12 protein-coding genes and 1 tRNA gene are annotated in these 15,745 nt (G+C 65.1%); 4 read left to right on the top strand and 9 right to left on the bottom strand.

Features of this window, described 5'->3' with window-relative positions; all coding sequences use genetic code 11:
- Positions 1 to 16: 16 nt before the first annotated feature.
- Positions 17 to 1,345: a cytochrome P450 gene (locus IEW98_RS01930; RefSeq protein ID WP_188761218.1), complete on the bottom strand. Its 1,329-nt coding sequence runs from the start codon at positions 1,343 to 1,345 to the stop codon at positions 17 to 19.
- Positions 1,346 to 1,499: 154 nt separating this feature from the next.
- On the opposite strand from IEW98_RS01930, the gene IEW98_RS01925 reads away from it, so the two are divergent.
- Positions 1,500 to 2,438 carry a glutaminase gene (locus tag IEW98_RS01925; protein WP_188761217.1) on the top strand — a complete coding sequence of 313 codons (939 nt, stop codon included), beginning with the start codon at positions 1,500 to 1,502 and terminating at the stop codon, positions 2,436 to 2,438.
- 101 nt (positions 2,439 to 2,539) lie between these two features.
- On the opposite strand, the gene dnaE is transcribed toward IEW98_RS01925, so the two are convergent.
- From dnaE to proS, 4 genes are all read right to left on the bottom strand, one after another.
- On the bottom strand, positions 2,540 to 6,061 hold the full coding sequence (gene dnaE, locus IEW98_RS01920; RefSeq protein ID WP_188761216.1) for a DNA polymerase III subunit alpha: 3,522 nt from the start codon (positions 6,059 to 6,061) through the stop codon (positions 2,540 to 2,542).
- A gap of 74 nt (positions 6,062 to 6,135) precedes the next feature.
- Entirely contained in the window at positions 6,136 to 6,816 is a 681-nt protein-coding gene (locus tag IEW98_RS01915) for an ABC transporter ATP-binding protein (RefSeq protein WP_188761215.1), read from the bottom strand.
- Positions 6,809 to 8,035 carry a lipoprotein-releasing ABC transporter permease subunit gene (locus IEW98_RS01910; protein WP_188761214.1) on the bottom strand — a complete coding sequence of 409 codons (1,227 nt, stop codon included), beginning with the start codon at positions 8,033 to 8,035 and terminating at the stop codon, positions 6,809 to 6,811. The genes IEW98_RS01915 and IEW98_RS01910 overlap by 8 nt, the downstream gene beginning before the upstream one ends.
- A 17-nt stretch (positions 8,036 to 8,052) precedes the next feature.
- A complete protein-coding gene (proS, locus tag IEW98_RS01905) occupies positions 8,053 to 9,366 on the bottom strand; it encodes a proline--tRNA ligase (RefSeq protein WP_188761445.1) in 1,314 nt (437 codons plus the stop codon).
- Between the two features lie 520 nt (positions 9,367 to 9,886).
- Here proS and IEW98_RS01900 point away from each other — a divergent pair.
- Complete coding sequence (locus tag IEW98_RS01900; protein ID WP_188761213.1) at positions 9,887 to 10,663, top strand: enoyl-CoA hydratase-related protein; 777 nt, start codon at positions 9,887 to 9,889, stop codon at positions 10,661 to 10,663.
- Positions 10,664 to 10,881: 218 nt separating this feature from the next.
- Positions 10,882 to 11,568: an MOSC domain-containing protein gene (locus tag IEW98_RS01895; protein WP_188761212.1), complete on the top strand. Its 687-nt coding sequence runs from the start codon at positions 10,882 to 10,884 to the stop codon at positions 11,566 to 11,568.
- Between the two features lie 74 nt (positions 11,569 to 11,642).
- Here the strand turns inward: IEW98_RS01895 and IEW98_RS01890 are convergent, their stop codons facing one another.
- The 4 genes from IEW98_RS01890 to trxB form a co-directional block, all read right to left on the bottom strand.
- Positions 11,643 to 12,740, bottom strand: coding sequence for a lysylphosphatidylglycerol synthase domain-containing protein (locus IEW98_RS01890; RefSeq protein ID WP_188761211.1), 1,098 nt, complete (start codon positions 12,738 to 12,740; stop codon positions 11,643 to 11,645).
- A 10-nt stretch (positions 12,741 to 12,750) separates the two neighbouring features.
- Positions 12,751 to 12,822 (bottom strand) — tRNA-Ile (locus tag IEW98_RS01885).
- Positions 12,823 to 13,165: 343 nt separating this feature from the next.
- On the bottom strand, positions 13,166 to 14,086 hold the full coding sequence (locus IEW98_RS01880) for a LysR family transcriptional regulator (RefSeq protein ID WP_188761210.1): 921 nt from the start codon (positions 14,084 to 14,086) through the stop codon (positions 13,166 to 13,168).
- A gap of 23 nt (positions 14,087 to 14,109) precedes the next feature.
- Positions 14,110 to 15,108 carry a thioredoxin-disulfide reductase gene (gene trxB / locus IEW98_RS01875; protein ID WP_188761209.1) on the bottom strand — a complete coding sequence of 333 codons (999 nt, stop codon included), beginning with the start codon at positions 15,106 to 15,108 and terminating at the stop codon, positions 14,110 to 14,112.
- A 149-nt stretch (positions 15,109 to 15,257) separates the two neighbouring features.
- On the opposite strand from trxB, the gene IEW98_RS01870 reads away from it, so the two are divergent.
- On the top strand, positions 15,258 to 15,734 hold the full coding sequence (locus tag IEW98_RS01870; protein WP_188761208.1) for an Lrp/AsnC family transcriptional regulator: 477 nt from the start codon (positions 15,258 to 15,260) through the stop codon (positions 15,732 to 15,734).
- The last annotated feature ends 11 nt before the right edge of the window (positions 15,735 to 15,745 follow it).

The following is a 15,745-nucleotide window of genomic DNA, read 5'->3' as shown; positions in this document are numbered from 1 at the left end:
TATCAGCTGCTGCAGGTCAGGCCGGAAGCCGGACCATCATCGATTTATAGCCCTTCACGAACGCCGAAGGCACCCGCTCCGGCTCCTCGAGCACTTCGATACTTTCGAAGCGCGCGAGAATTTCTTCCCACAGGATCTTCAGCTGCAGTTCCGCAAGCCGGTTGCCGACGCAGCGGTGAATGCCGAAACCGAACGACATGTGCTGGCGCGCCCGCGGCCGGTCGATGATGAAGGCGTCGGGGTTCTCGATGGCGCGCTCGTCGCGGTTGCCCGAGCTGTACCACATGACGACCTTGTCGCCCTTGCGGATGCGCTGGCCACCCAGGATCGTGTCCTCCAATGCCGTCCGCCGCATGTGCGCCAGCGGCGTCTGGTAGCGGATGATCTCGCTGACCGCCGATTCGACCAGCGCCGGGTTGGCGCGCAGCTTGGCCCATTCGCCCGGGTTCTTGCTGAATTCATAAACGCCGCCGGTGGTCGAATTGCGCGTCGTATCGTTGCCGCCAACGATCAGCAGCACGAGATTGCCCATGAACTCCATCGGCGGCATGTCCCGCGTCGCCGGGTTGTGCGCCAGCATCGATACAAGGTCGCCCTTGGGCGGCTCGTTGACGCGCTGGTTCCACAGGAGCGTGAATTCCTGCAGCATTCCCATCAGGATCGCCTGGCGCTCCTCCTTCTGCGGGTTGCCCGGAATCTCGGCATCGGACGTCGAAACGTCGGACCAATAGGTCAGCTTGCGGCGATGCTCCTGGGGGAAATCGAACAGCGTCGCCAGCATCCGGCTGGTCAACTCGATCGACACCCGGTCGACCCAGTCGAACGCCTCGCCGCGCGGCAGGCCATCGAGAACTTCGCGCGTGCGCTCGCGGATCAGCCCTTCGAAACTGGCCAGGTTGGGCCCGGATACGATCGGGTTGACGGCCTTGCGCTGCACATCATGCTTGGGCGGGTCCATGGCGATGAACATCGGCATGATGAAATCCTGGTCCATGTCGAACAGGGTAATGCCGCCGAGATGCGCGTCGGACGAATAGACGTTGTGATTGGTATCCACCGCCATGATGTCGGCCCAGCGCGTCACCGACCAGAAGCCGCGGTGACGATCGCTGTTATGCGTGGTGAAATGCACCGGCGCTTCATCGCGCAGCCGCTTGAAATAGATGCTGTTGGTATCGGTTTCCCAATACATCGGGTCGGAGATATCGACCTCGTCGAGCGGCGCCGTCTGCAGATAGGCAATCAGCGATGCACGGCTGAAATCAGCGAGGTCCGGACGGCGACGCGGCGGCAACGGCCAACGCTGTGGCTGTTCCTCACGTGACAAAGTGTGCTTGCTCGCCATATGCGTCTCCTATCCCGTCGCGCTGAACGCGATCTCACCCCGAGCTGCGTTGTTACTCTCCGTGTAATTCAAGTGCCACTCATATTTTGACCGGCGGCGGTCATTTCGTCGACTATTTTGGGATGCTCGCCGCAAGAAACTAGGAAAAGCGTCCATGGCCGACCTCGCCGGTCTCGTCTCCGACATCGCATCGCGCCTGCAGGCCGCCACCGATCGCGGCCGCGTCGCCGACTACATCCCCGAGCTTGCCAAGGTCTCGCCGCGCCATTTCGGCATTGCGGTGATCACCGCCGACGGCACCGAGCATGTCGCCGGCGATGCTGGCGAGGCCTTCTCCATCCAGTCGGTCAGCAAGGTCTTCGCCCTTGTCGAGGCGCTGTCCCGGCACGGCAACCGGGTCTGGGACCGCGTCGGCAAGGAGCCTTCGGGCAGCGCCTTCAATTCGATCATCCAGCTTGAGCTCGAACAGGGCCGGCCGCGCAACCCGTTCATCAACGCCGGCGCCATCGCCGTCACCGACCTTATCGCCGAAGGCCGCAGCCCCGGCGAGGGCCTCCAATCCATCCTGGCACTTATCCGCCGCCTTTCAGGCGACGAGACCATCGACCTCGACGCTGCCGTTGCCTGGTCGGAGGCTGCCACCGGCTATCGCAACGCTGCGCTCGCCAACTATATGCGCGCTTTCGGCACCATCGCCGGCCCGGTCGATGCGACGCTCAGCGTCTATTTCCAGCAATGCGCCATCGCCATGTCGTGCCGGCAGCTCGCGCGCGCCGGGCGGTTCCTGATGGCCGGCGGCGTCTGCCCGGTCAGCGGCGAGGCCATTGTCTCCCCCGAGCGCGCCCGCCGCATCAACGCGCTGATGCTGACCTGCGGCCATTACGATGCCTCTGGAGAATTCGCCTTTCAGGTCGGCCTGCCGGCGAAATCGGGCGTCGGCGGCGGCATCCTCGCCATCGCCCCCGGCCGCGCCAGCATCGCCGTGTGGTCCCCCGGCCTCAGCCCGCAGGGAAATTCGCTGCTCGGCACGCGCGCTCTGGAGCAGCTTGCCCACACCATGCGCTGGAGCGTTTTCAACCCGGATATTCTCTGAACGGCGGTTTTATCCCGGGCTCGACCGGGGACCCGGTTTCTTTTCGGCGAAGAAAAACTGGGTCCCGGGTCGAGCCCGGGATGACAGTTTGATGCGTAAGCCTAGCTCACCAAGGACAGTCGCGGCGCTTCCATAGCCTCGGAAACCACCCGCTCGACCCCGAAAACGCGCGCCGTAGCCGCCACCATCTCGGCATCGAGCAGATAATCCCGCCCCAGCCACAGCCGCGCCATGCCCACCGGCGTCGCCACCTGCGCCACCAGTTCGCCGCGCCCCTGCCCGCGCGCGCCGGCAACCAGCGCCTCGAGTTGCGCCGCCTCCTCAGACGTGGCGACGTTCACTACCAGCCGCCCGCGCGCTCGCTTCGCCATCGCCTCCAGCAGCGTCACCCCGCGCACCGTTACTCGCGGCACATCCTCGCCCTCACGCCACATCAATTCGGCCTGCAGCAGCACCGAAGGCGTATCCTTGGCGATCGCCTCGAGCCGAACCTGCGTCTCCTCGTCGAAGCAACTCCCGACATACTGCCCCGAACGATCCGAAAGCGTGATCAGCATGTAGCGATTGCCTTTTCCGGTCTGCGGCGTCCGCCAGCGGACTTCCTCGATCAGCCCGGCCATGACGACGCCCTGGCGTCCACCGCCGGCAGGAGCGGGCATCGCCGCGACCTCGGCAAAGCTCTTGGCTCCCTGCGCATCGAGCACCGGCCGCCATGCCTCGACCGGATGCCCGGAAAAATAGAAACCGAACGCTTCCTTTTCCTGCGCCATCGTCTGCGCCAGCGTCCAGCTCGCGTTGGCCGGCACCAGCATCGCCAGCCCGCCCTCGTCGATGAACCCGGTATCTTCGCCGAACAGGGCCGTCTGCGCCGAATCGCGCGCCGCGGCCGCCGCCTGCGCCGTCCCCAGCACCGCCTCGGCAAGCAGGTACACGCCGGCGCGGTTGGCCTCGATCCGGTCGAAACACCCCGCCGCGATCAAGCTCTCCAACTGCCGCTTGTTGAGCAGTTTCGGATCGACGTTCTTCGAAAACGCCGGCAGCCCCGCATAGCCCGCGCCGCGCCCGGTGACGACGACCTCCATCGCCTTTTCACCGACGTTCTTCAACGCCGCGAGCGCATAGCGAACCGCCAGATCGTCGCCGACCGTCTCGACCGCGAAATCCGCCTGCGAAGCATTGATGCACGGCGGCAGCACCCGCACCCCAGATCGCCGCGCGTCCTCGGTGAACGCCGCCAGCCGGTCGGTATTGGTGATATCGTACGCCATCGACGCTGCAAAATATTCGACCGGGTGATGCGCCTTCAGCCACGCCGTCTGGAAACTTACCAGCGCATACGCCGCCGCATGCGACTTGTTGAAGCCATAGTTGGCGAACTTCAGCACCAGGTCGAAGATCGCCGACGCCGTCTTCTTGTCGATGCCGTTTTTGTCGGCGCCTTCGGCAAACCGCTCCTTTTGCGCGACCATCTCGGCATGGATCTTCTTGCCCATCGCGCGCCGCAACAAATCGGCCTCGCCCAGGCTATACCCCGCCAGCGTCCGGGCGATTTGCATCACCTGTTCCTGATAGACGATGATCCCGTAGGTCTCGCGCAGGATCGGCTCCATCAATGGATGCAGCAATTCGACCGCCTCGCGCTTGTGCTTGCGGTTGGCAAAGCTCGGAATATTGTCCATCGGGCCCGGCCGATACAGCGCGCCCAGCGCGACGATATCGCCAAAACAATCGGGCCGCACCTGGCCAAGCGCGCGCCGCATGCCCTCGGATTCGAACTGGAACACCCCGACCGTATCGGCGCGCGCCAGCAGCTTGTAGACCTCGGGATCGTCCAATGGCAGCGCCAGCCAGTCGACCACCACGCCGCGGTTCTTCAACAATTTCGCCGCACGGTCGAGCACCGACAGCGTCTTCAGCCCGAGAAAATCGAACTTCACCAGCCCGGCCTTTTCGACCGCCTTCATTTCGAACTGCGTCACGGCCATGTCGGACCGCGGGTCGCGGTACAGCGGCACCAGCTGCGACAGCGGGCGATCACCGATGACCACGCCCGCCGCATGCGTCGAGCTATGCCGCGGCAGCCCCTCCAATTGCAACGCGATCTCGATCAGCCGCCGCACCTTGGGGTCGCGATCGCGCTCGGCGATGAATTCGGGCACCCCGACATGGCGCTTGCCGTCGGCGTCCTTGCCGATCCCCAGCGTCCGCGCCAGCGTCCACGGGTCGGTCGGATGGCTCGGCACCAGCTTCGACAGCCTGTCCGTCTGCCCGTACGGCATCTGCAAAACCCGCCCGACGTCCTTCAATACGGCGCGCGCCTTCATTTTCCCGAAGGTGATGATCTGCGCGACCTGGTCGCGGCCATAGCGTTCCTGGACGTACTGGATCACCTCCTGCCGCCGCGTCTCGCAGAAATCGATGTCGAAATCGGGCATCGATACTCGGTCGGGGTTGAGGAACCGCTCGAACAGCAGGCCATGCTCTAACGGATCGAGATCGGTGATCGTCAGCGCCCATGCCACTACCGAGCCCGCACCCGAACCGCGCCCCGGCCCGACCGGGATGCCCTGCCGCTTAGCCCAGGCGATAAAGTCCGCGACGATCAGGAAATAGCCCGGGAAACCCATGGCATTGATCACCGACAGCTCGAACGCCAGCCGCTCGCGATACGGCGCCGCCGCCTCGCCGCTGATCGACAAAGCCGACAGCCGCTGATCGAGGCCGGCTTCCGCCGCCTTTACCAGCGCCGGATCCTCCGACAGGCCACCCGATGCCATCCGCGGCAGGATCGGCTTGCGCGCCGGCGCCGCGAATGCGCATCGCTGCGCCACCACGATCGTATTCGCCAGCGCCTCGGGCAGATCGGCAAACGCCGTCCGCATCTCCTCGGCGCTCTTCATCCGGTGCTCGGGGTTCGACTTGCGCCGCTCCTCGGCCTCGACATACGCCGAATCCGCGATGCACAGCAGCGCGTCATGCGCCAGGTGCACCCGCGCATCGAGGAACTTGACCGGGTTGGTCGCCACGATCGGCAAATCCCGCGCCTGCGCCAGTCGCAACAACCCGGGCTCGGACCGCGCCTCGACCGCCTCGCCGGCGCGCGAAATCTCGATGTAAAGCCGCCCCGGAAACAGCGCGGTCAGCGTATCGGCATAAGCCTCGATCGCCTGCCCATCGGCCAGCAACCGCGTCAACGCGCCATCCGCCCCGCCGGTCACGCACAGCAACCCATCGGTCCGCCCCTCGAAATCGGCGAGCAGGAGATGCGGGTCGTCAGCAGGATCGGCCCCCAGATGCGCCTGGCTGACCAGCGAGATCAGATTCCCATATCCGGCAGCATCCTGGGCAAAAAGCACCAGCCAGTCATATATCGCCCGCGTCAACGCCGTCCGCGACCCCGGACGTTCGACGGCGACCATCGCGCCGATGATCGGCTGGACACCGGCATCTTTGCACGCCGCCGAGAAGTCCATCGCCGCGAACATGTTGCCGCGATCCGCCAGCCCCGCCGCCGGAAACCCCGCCTTGCGGCATGCCTTGGCGAGGTCCTCGGGCTGGATCGCGCCCTCGAGCATCGAGTACGCCGAATGCATGCGAAGATGGACAAAACCCGCGTGTGGCATGGGCGCAGTCTGCCCCCTCCGCTCCATTCTGGAAAGCTTCGCCTTGGCTTTATCTTCGACCGACTGAAAACCCGTCAAGCGACCGCCAATCGTCCTTCGTGGAGCGTCACCACTCGGTCCATCGCCCGCGCCAGCGCCACGTTATGAGTCGCCACCAGCGCCGCCGACCCCTGCCCGCGCACCAGCGACAGGAATTCGCCCAGTACCCGCGCCGCCGTGGCCTCATCCAGATTGCCTGTCGGCTCGTCCGCCAGTACCAGCACCGGCTTGTTGGCCAAGGCCCGCGCCACCGCCACACGCTGCTGCTCGCCGCCCGAAAGCTGTGACGGCCGATGCGCCAGCCGAGCGCCCAGACCCAGATCGGTCAGCAACTGGTCCGCCCGGGCCCGCGCTTCCTTCTCGGGATGCCCCGCCACCAACCCCGCCAGCAGCACATTCTCACGCGCACTGAAATCGGGCAGCAAATGATGGAACTGATACACAAATCCCAGCCGGTCGCGCCGCACCCGCGTCCGCCCGGCATTGTCGAGCGCCTCGACCCGCTCGCCGGCAATCGAGATCCGCCCCTGGAACCCGCCCTCGAGCAGGCCGACAGCCTGCAACAGCGTCGATTTCCCCGACCCTGACGGCCCCAGCAGCGCGACGATCTCGCCAGCGTTTACCGACAGGTCGACCCCGCGCAGGACCTCGATCGTCGCATCGCCTTGCGTGAAGCTGCGCCGCAGATCCTCGACGACCAGCACCTGGCTACTCATACCGCAAAACCTGCACAGGATCGGTACTTGCCGCCTTCCACGCCGGGTAAAGCGTCGCCAAAAAGCTCAACAGCAACGCCAGCAGCACGATCCCGACCACTTCCAGCGGATCGGTCTTTGCCGGCAAATCGCTCAGATACCGCACCGAAGGGTCCCACAGGTCGGTCCCCGTCAGCTTGCTCACCCCGTCGATGATGTTCTGCCGGAAATACAGCAGCGTGAACCCAAGCACGATCCCGAGCCCGATCCCCAGCCCGCCGATAATCGTCCCAACAGTCACGAACACCCGCATCAACGCCGCCCGGCTTGCCCCCATCGTGCGCAGGATCGCGATGTCGCGCGTCTTGGCCCGCACCAGCATGATCAGCGACGACAAGATGTTGAAAACCGCGACCAAAATAATGATCGACAGCACCCAGAACATCACCGTCCGCTCGACCACCAGCGCCGAAAACAGCGCCGAATTGCTCGTCTTCCAGTCGACGACGACCGCCTGCCCCGTCACCTGCGGCACGATCGGCGCCATGATCATGCCGATATTGTCGGGGTCGTTGGTGACGACCTCGACCATGCCGACCGCATCGCCCAGCCGCAGCAGCACCTGCGCGTCCTGCATCGGCATGACGACGAAGGCCTTGTCGTATTCGAAGATGCCGACCTCGAAGACCGCGACGATTCGGTAAGCGACGATCCGCGGCACCGTCCCGAACGGCGTCGATTCGCCCTGCGGATTGATCAGCGAAATCTCGTCGCCGATCCGAGCGCCCAGCGCCTCGGCGAGCCGCACTCCGATCGCCACGGTGCTCGTCCCCGGCTGCAAATTCTTCAGGTCGCCCGCGACGACGTTCTGCGCGATCACCCGCGTGTTAGCGATGTCCTTGACCGTCATGCCGCGCACGATGACGCCTTCGACCCGCCCGGCATAACTGCCCATCAGCGGCTGTTCGATCAACGGCGTCACCTCGGTCACCCCGGGCATCGCCTTCAATTTCGCCGCCAACGGCTGCCAGGCCTCGATCCGCCCGCCATAGCCCTGCACCACGGCATGACCGTTGAGCCCCAGGATCCGATCGAACATCTCGGCGCGAAAGCCGTTCATCACGCTCATCACGGTGATCAGCGCCGCCACGCCCAGCGCCACCGCGATCAGGCTGATCGCTGCCACCAGGAAGATGAATCCCTCGCCCTTGCCCGGCAAGAGATACCGGGATGCGATCATCCGTTCGTAGCGGGTGATCAAGCCGACAACCTCGCTGTCGCCGCCTCGATCGAAACTTCCTCGCGCTCGCCGCCGCGCCGCTTCAGCTCGACGACGCCGGCCTTGATGCCCTTTGGCCCGACCACCAACTGCCACGGCAGGCCGATCAGGTCGGCCGTGGCGAACTTCGCCCCGCCGCGCTCGTCGCGATCATCGTACAGCACCTCGACCCCGGCCGCCGTCAGCTGGGCATAAAGCCCGTCCGCCGCCGCTGCGCAGGCCTCGTCATCGACCCGCAGATTGATCAACGCCACCTTGTACGGCGCCACCGCATCCGGCCAGATAATCCCGGCCTCGTCGTGCGACGCCTCGATGATCGCCCCCATCAACCGCGACACGCCGATGCCATAGCTGCCCATCAACGGTGCTACCGCAACGCCATCGGGCCCCTGCACCGAGACGCCCATCGCCCTGGTATATTTGTCGCCGAAGTAGAACACCTGCCCGACCTCGATGCCCTTCGACTGCTTCAACGCATCGCCGGTCTCGGCCTCGGCCGCCGGATCGCGCTTCTCGTCGGTCGCCGCATAATCGGCATTAAGCCCGTCGATGAACCTCTCCAGCGCGCCGGCATCATCGGCATCGATCGCGCTGGTATCATGCCCCTGTTCCCAGTTGCGGTGATAGAAGACGTCGCTCTCGCCGGTCGGCGCCAGCACGATGAACTCATGGCTTAAATCGCCGCCGATCGGTCCGGTATCGGCGCGCATCGGGATCGCATGAAGGCCCATGCGGGCGAAGGTGCGCATATAGGCGATGAACATGCGGTTATAGCTGTGCCGCGCCCCGGCAAAATCGAGATCGAAGCTGTACGCATCCTTCATCAGGAACTCGCGCCCGCGCAGCACGCCGAACCGCGGCCTCACCTCGTCGCGAAACTTCCACTGGATCTGGTAAAGGTTGCGCGGCAATTCGCGATAGCTTTTGGTGCCGTTCTGGAAAATCACCGTGAACAGCTCCTCGGCGGTCGGGCTGAACAGCATCTCGCGGTCGTGCCGGTCGATGATCCGCAGCATTTCCGGGCCATAGGCCTCGTATCGCCCCGATTGCTTCCACAGTTCGGCGGACTGGATCGTCGGCATCAGCACTTCGATGGCGCCGGCGCGATCCTGTTCCTCACGGACGATGTTCTCGATCTTCCTGAGCACCCGCAGCCCCATCGGTAGCCAGGCATAGATGCCCGCCGCGGTCTGCCGGATCATCCCGGCGCGCAGCATCAGCTGGTGGCTGACGACCTGGGCATCGCCCGGCGTTTCCTTGAGAACGGGCAAAAAGTAACGGGACAGGCGCACGAGGCAGCTCTTTCTTGTCATCGCAAAGACGTGTGGCGCGCATGTAGCACGGCTGCCGCGGTTCGCAACGCACCCGCACTCGATCAAGCGCCTTAAACGCACCATGGCATGGTCCGGAATATGCGAACATCGGCTACGCATATGTTGCAAGCCCGCCACACTTTTCAACCAAGTGCGCGGTGACTGTCAAAACTCCCAACTCTCCGATGACATTATGGAAAGTTCGGATTATCCAGACTGCGATCACTCAGCGAAAGCCGGGGTTCAGGGAGAAGGCCGAACGGCCGGAAACATGCTGCGACCCGGCAACGGGTTTGCGCCTGCAGGATCGGATCGGGGGCAACGTCCGATCCTGCAGAAATGTTTTCAGGTTTCAGAGGTCTCGTCACGGGGATGCCCGGATGCGCAACCGCATTCGGGCATTTTCCGTTTTTGCGCCGCACTTCACCCCTTCATTTCACCCATATCGGGCCTGCCGCCCCCCTGCCACAACCGCGCTTTCCCGCAGGAGGCTTTACTCATGGAACACGTCCAGATCGAACGCGACGGCCGCACGCTGATTGTCACCATCAACCGTCCCGAACGGATGAACGCCCTCCACCCGCCCGCCAACGCCGAACTCGCCCAGGTCTTCGACGACTTTGCCGCCGATCCCGATCTCTGGGTCGCCATTCTCACCGGCGCCGGTGACCGCGCCTTTTCCGCTGGCAACGACCTGCGCTTCCAGGCCGAAGGCAATGCCGTCGCCGTGCCCGCCACCGGTTTCGCCGGCCTTACCTCGCGCTGGGATCTCGACAAGCCGCTGATCGCCGCGGTCAACGGTGTCGCCATGGGGGGTGGCTTCGAGATCGCGCTGGCCTGCGACATCATCCTCGCTTCGGAGAATGCCACCTTCGCGCTGCCCGAGCCCAAGGTCGGCCTCGCAGCGCTCGCCGGCGGTCTCCACCGCCTGCCGCGCACCATCGGCGTCAAGCGCGCCATGGGCATGATCCTGACCGGCCGCAGCGTCTCCGCCGCCGAGGGCCTGGCGCTCGGCTTCGTCCATGAAGTCGTCCCCCAGGCCGGGCTGCTCGACGCTGCCAAGGCCCTCGCCGTCCAGATCTGCGCGCTGTCGCCGCTGTCGCTCCGCGCTTCGAAGCAGGTCGTTGCCAACAGCCTCGATACCGCCTCCCTCCAGGAAGCCTATGAGGGCCAGATGGCCCACTCCGCCGTCAAAGCCCTGTGGAAATCCGAGGACCTCCGCGAAGGCCCCCTCGCCTTTGCCCAAAAACGCAAACCCGAGTGGAAGGGCCGCTAGAGCATCCTGAAACAATAAAGGCCGCCGGGGTAACCCCCGACGGCCCAGCATTGCCGGCTACGAAACCGGAGGTAGCGCCTATTCCGCCGCGATTCCCACCGCGACCACCAACGCACCGGACCGTAGCGTGTGACAATGAGACATCCGATCACCTCCTTCCGTGTTGTTGAACTCAAAGACCAACGTCAGAAACCCGGGACCAATTTGCAAGAGGCAAAATGACCGCACCCGGCATCATCCAGGCTATTCATGTCGGTCGCACCGCACCGCTGCGCGGGAACGGCCAACTCGCCGCCTTCATCAAGACCCCCGTCACCGGGTCCGTCGCCATCCACTCGCTCGGCATCGCCGGCGACGAGCAGACCCACCGCCGCGTCCATGGCGGCCCCGACAAGGCGGTCTATGCCTATGCCCTGTCCGACTACGTCGGCTGGCGCGCCGAATTTCCTGAAATCGCCGACCGCTTCGGACCCGGCAGCATGGGCGAAAACCTCGTCGTCACCGGCCTCGACGAAACCAGCGTCCACATCGGCGACATTATTCGCTGCGGCACCGCATTGCTGCAGGTCTCGCAAATCCGCGAACCGTGCGCGATCCTTGCCGACGTGATGGGCACCGCCAAGGTCGTCCGCGCCATGGTCCGCTCGGGCCGCTGCGGCTGGTACTTCCGTGTCCTTGAGCCCGGTTCGGTCGCAGCCGGCGACCCCCACACCATAATCGAACGCCCCAACCCCAGCTGGCCGATCAGCCGCTTTACCCCCTTCGCCGCCGGCAAGGGCGGCACGGTGGAAGCCTTGCAGGAACTGACCACCCTGCCCGGCCTTACCCGATACTGGCGAACGAAGGCGGAAAAAGCCTTGGCCGCCCAGAGCGCCCCTCTCACCGACGTGTCATCTCGAGCCTGACCCGGGACCCAGCCACAAATAAATCGGGGCCTGGCGCCAAGGCCCCAGCCGCCGGAGGCCCTGTCCCCAGCCTGCTAAACCGCCCGCCGAGCCCGCCGCTTCGCCCGCAACGCCAGCCACTCCCCCGCCGCAATCACCACCAGCCCGAGCAGGAACGGAATATACGTATAGATCAGCCGGAACATCACCAACGCCGCCAGCACGCCGGCTTTGGGCGCATCGGGCATCAGCAGCAATATCACCGCCTCGAACACCCCCAGCCCGCCAGGCGCATGGCTCAGCGCCCCGGCCACCATCGCCACTGCATAAATCGTCAGGAAGGTCAGGAAATCCGGAGCTCCCGCCCCCGGCAGCAGCAGATAAAGCGCCCCCGCCGCGAACGCCAGGTCGACCGCCCCGATGAAGATCTGCAGCATCGTCTCGCGCCCGTCGGGAATGAAGAAGCGATAGCTCCACAGCCGGAACTCGCGTCGCCAGAAGGTCGCCAGCAGCAGATACGACACCGTCCCTGTCAACAGGATGATCCCCGCCCAGGTATGCGCGCCCGGCACGATGTCCTTGAAAGCCTCGGTCAGATCGGGTGCAATGACCAGCCCGACCCCTGCCACGGCGACGATGCTCAGCCAGAATGTCCATCCGCACAGCAGGATGATCATTGCGATATCGCCCGGCGTTACCCCGGCACGCGTATAGGTGCGATACCGAACGCTGCCACCGGTCAGCATCGTCAGCCCGAGCGCATGGCTCATCGTGAAACTGCCGAAACTCGCCGCCGCCAACGTCCGCAGCGGCAAGTCATAGCCAAGGTGCCTCGTCGCCAGCCAGTCGTAACCGACGAGCACCACATAGGACATCGCCGCCGACAGCGACGCCGCTACCAGCAGGTGCGTCGGCGTCGATTCAATGTCGGCCATCACCTCGGCCAGCGTCACCTGGCCCGCGATCATCTTGAGGCCCCACAACGCCAGGCACAGGACGACAATGCCCAGCCCAAAACCGATCCACTGCTTCAGATTGCCCTTCGGCTTGCCCGGCAAGGCATCGCCGGCGGCAATATCGTTTGCCGCGACGGGCGATACTACCGCCGCCCCGCCGCCGGCCGCCGCGTCACCGGAAATCGCCCCCGGGGCGGTGGCGGGCAGGCGGGAGTCGGACAGGAGCAGCTCCTTCAAAACACGCCGGTGGGCCCGGAGGGACTCGAACCCCCAACCTAGCCGTTATGAGCGGCCGGCTCTACCATTGAGCTACAGGCCCGGCCGGTAGCGACCGCCTAGCCCATCCTCATGCTGCCCGGCAACGAGTAAACGCCGCGCTGCTGCCCAGGACCCACTCAAATGCCCAAAAAAATGGGCCGGGCCTCGCGTTGGCAAGGCCCGGCCCGAATATGTGATCCGCAGGGACTGGCGGCTCCGGGGGGGGGTGGAGCGGGCAGTGTGCGGATCGGGTTGCCGGCCTCAAGGGGGAGGAGCGACCGGCAACCTGACACTCGGTCACCCGGGGGGGGTGGGCGATCCGAGCGTAGCGCCGTCAACGACGGCCACGGACTGTATTTACGGTTCCGAAGCATCTTTGTGCAGTGCACAAACTTGCAGTCCAGCTATGCGTTCAGCGCATAGCGATCGATGTCGAGATTGGCCGGCACCATCCGCTCGACGAGAAAGTCACGCAACGCCGCTACGCGAAGCGACCGCCGCAATTCAACAGGATAGGTGAAGAACGTCCGGAATACCGGCCCGTCGACTTCGGGCAGGACCACCCGCACCCGCCCTGAGAAGCGGATCAGATAGCTCGGCAACGCCGCGATCCCGGCGCCCGATTCAACCGCCTGCAGCACGCCGTGGCTGTTGTTGATGGTCAGTGCCGCCGTCCGCGCCGTGCCCTCGATGCCCAGTTCGAGCGCCCAGTTGATGCCTTTCAGCGAATCCGGCGCCGTGTCGCCATAGGCAATCAGGCGGTGCTGGCGCAGGTCGTCGACGGTCTTCGGCACGCCATGCTTCGCCAGATACTCGTTCGACGCGCACAGGAAATGCCGAATGCCGACCAAAGATTTCTGGACCAGTTCCGATTGCAGCGGCGGGTGGAAACGGATCGCCACGTCGGCCTCGCGCTTGGCCAGGTCGACGTCATAATCCGACAGCATCAGATTGACGGTGATATCGGGATAGAAATCGAGAAAATCGCCCAGCTGCCGCGCCAGCCAGGTCGATCCGAAACTCACCGTCGTCGTCAGCCGGATCTCGCCCGTCGGCCGGTCGCGCGACGCATCGATCGCCTGCCGCGTCCGCTCGAGCCGGTCCTGCATGTCGTGCGTCGCGCTGCGCAGCTGCTCGCCCTCGTGCGTCATCGCCAGCCCGCGCGCGTGGCGGTGGAACAGCTTGGCGCCGATCTGCTCCTCGAGCGCACCGATCTGCCGGCTCAGCGCCGGCTGGCTCATGTGCAACCGCCGCGCCGCCTCGGTAAAGCTGCCCGCCTCGGCCACCAGCTCGAACAGCCGCAGCTTCTCCCAGTCCAGGTTCACGTCGCTCCCCCCTTCTCCCCTTCCTAAGCCGCAGCAGCCTCGTCAGCCACCAAGGCCTCCTCATCCACCCCGTTCATCCCATGCAGGCCATGCGCGATGAACCGCTCGGCCTCGAGTGCCGCCATGCACCCCATTCCCGCCGCGGTCACCGCCTGGCGATAGACCTTGTCCTTCACGTCGCCCGCCGCAAACACCCCCGGCACCGACGTCGCCGTCGAATCGGGCGCCGTCACCAGATAGCCTTCATGGTCCATCTCGAGCTGGCCAACGAACAGCTCCGTCGCCGGCACATGCCCGATCGCCACGAACAGTCCGTCGCACGCCAGCTCGCGCACCCGGCCGTCGCGCGTATCGCGCAGCACCACGCCGGTCACCGTCGCCGGCGCATCGCTGCCGAGCACATCGGCAATCTCGGCATACCAGTGCGTCTCGATCTTGGCATTGGCGAACAACCGCTTCTGGTTGGTCTTGTCGGCGCGCAGTTCGCCGCGGCGATGCACGAGATGCACCTTCGATGCGAAATTGGTCAGGAACATCGCCTCTTCGACCGCGGTATTGCCGCCGCCGACAACGACCACCGTCTTGCCGCGAAAGAAGAACCCGTCGCACGTCGCGCACGCCGAGACGCCAAAGCCGCGAAACTTCGTCTCCGACGGGATGCCCAGCCAGCGCGCCTGCGCCCCGGTGCAGATGATCACCGTATCGGCGGTCCAACGCTGGCCGGAATCAGTCTCGACCACGAACGGCCGCGCCGACGTGTCGATACGCGTGACGATGTCGCTGACCAGCTCGGCCCCGACATGCCGCGCCTGCTCGGCCATCCGCACCATCAGGTTCGGCCCCTGCACCGTCACATCGCCCGGCCAGTTCTCGACCTCGGTGGTGATGGTCAGCTGGCCACCCGGCTGCAGGCCCTCTATCAGCACCGGCTCCATCGCGGCGCGCGCTGCATATATGGCCGCAGTATAGCCGGCGGGGCCCGATCCAATGATCAGCACGCGGGTATGACGGGTCTCAGGCACGGTGAACTCCTCGGGATATGCTTCCCAGATAGGCGCGAACCACGGGATTTGCACCCCTCTCCGATATTGCGCGAAGGCAATGCAGTCCTTGCGCGTTCCGGCAAGATTGTTATGAAGGAGGGGCTTTATGCGTTACGGAGTTACGCCAGATGCATCGTTCGCGACTCCCTATCGACGACATCGACCGCGTCATCCTGCGCCACCTGCAGGCCGAGGGCCGCATCACCAATGTCGAGCTCGCCGATCGTGCCGGCCTCACCGCCCCGCCGTGCCTGCGCCGCGTCCGCGCGCTGGAGGAAAACGGCACCATCCTCGGCTACCACGCCGACCTCGACGCCCAGGCGCTCGGCTATGGCATCATCGTCTTTGCCCTTGTCAGCCTGCGCAGCCAGGCCGAGGCCGATCTCAAGGCCTTCGAAGACCATGTCTCCGCCCTGCCCCAAGTCCGCGAATGCCATATGCTCAACGGCGAGATCGACTTCATCCTCAAGGTCGTCGCCCACGACCTCCAGGAGTTCCAGCGCTTCCTGACCAGCTCGCTGACCCCGGCTCCGAACGTCGAAAGCGTGAAAACCAGCTTTGTGATCCGCACCGCCCTCAGCCGCCCCGGCGTTCCCGTAGACTGACGAACCTCTCC

It is taken from the genome of Sandarakinorhabdus glacialis, assembly GCF_014643455.1.
GTDB lineage: Bacteria > Pseudomonadota > Alphaproteobacteria > Sphingomonadales > Sphingomonadaceae > Sandarakinorhabdus > Sandarakinorhabdus glacialis.
Note: the sequence above shows the minus strand (reverse complement) of the source record. Positions and strands in the feature narration are given on the sequence as shown.

Bases quoted from the DNA above. Each gene is read 5' to 3' on its own strand.
- dnaE (WP_188761216.1), bottom strand. From the start codon at position 6,061: ATGCCACACGCGGGTTTTGTCCATCTTCGCATGCATTCGGCGTACTCG.
- IEW98_RS01915 (WP_188761215.1), bottom strand. From the start codon at position 6,816: ATGAGTAGCCAGGTGCTGGTCGTCGAGGATCTGCGGCGCAGCTTCACG.
- IEW98_RS01900 (WP_188761213.1), top strand. From the start codon at position 9,887: ATGGAACACGTCCAGATCGAACGCGACGGCCGCACGCTGATTGTCACC.
- IEW98_RS01870 (WP_188761208.1), top strand. From the start codon at position 15,258: ATGCATCGTTCGCGACTCCCTATCGACGACATCGACCGCGTCATCCTG.
- IEW98_RS01930 (WP_188761218.1), bottom strand. From the start codon at position 1,345: ATGGCGAGCAAGCACACTTTGTCACGTGAGGAACAGCCACAGCGTTGG.
- IEW98_RS01925 (WP_188761217.1), top strand. From the start codon at position 1,500: ATGGCCGACCTCGCCGGTCTCGTCTCCGACATCGCATCGCGCCTGCAG.
- IEW98_RS01910 (WP_188761214.1), bottom strand. From the start codon at position 8,035: ATGATCGCATCCCGGTATCTCTTGCCGGGCAAGGGCGAGGGATTCATC.
- IEW98_RS01895 (WP_188761212.1), top strand. From the start codon at position 10,882: ATGACCGCACCCGGCATCATCCAGGCTATTCATGTCGGTCGCACCGCA.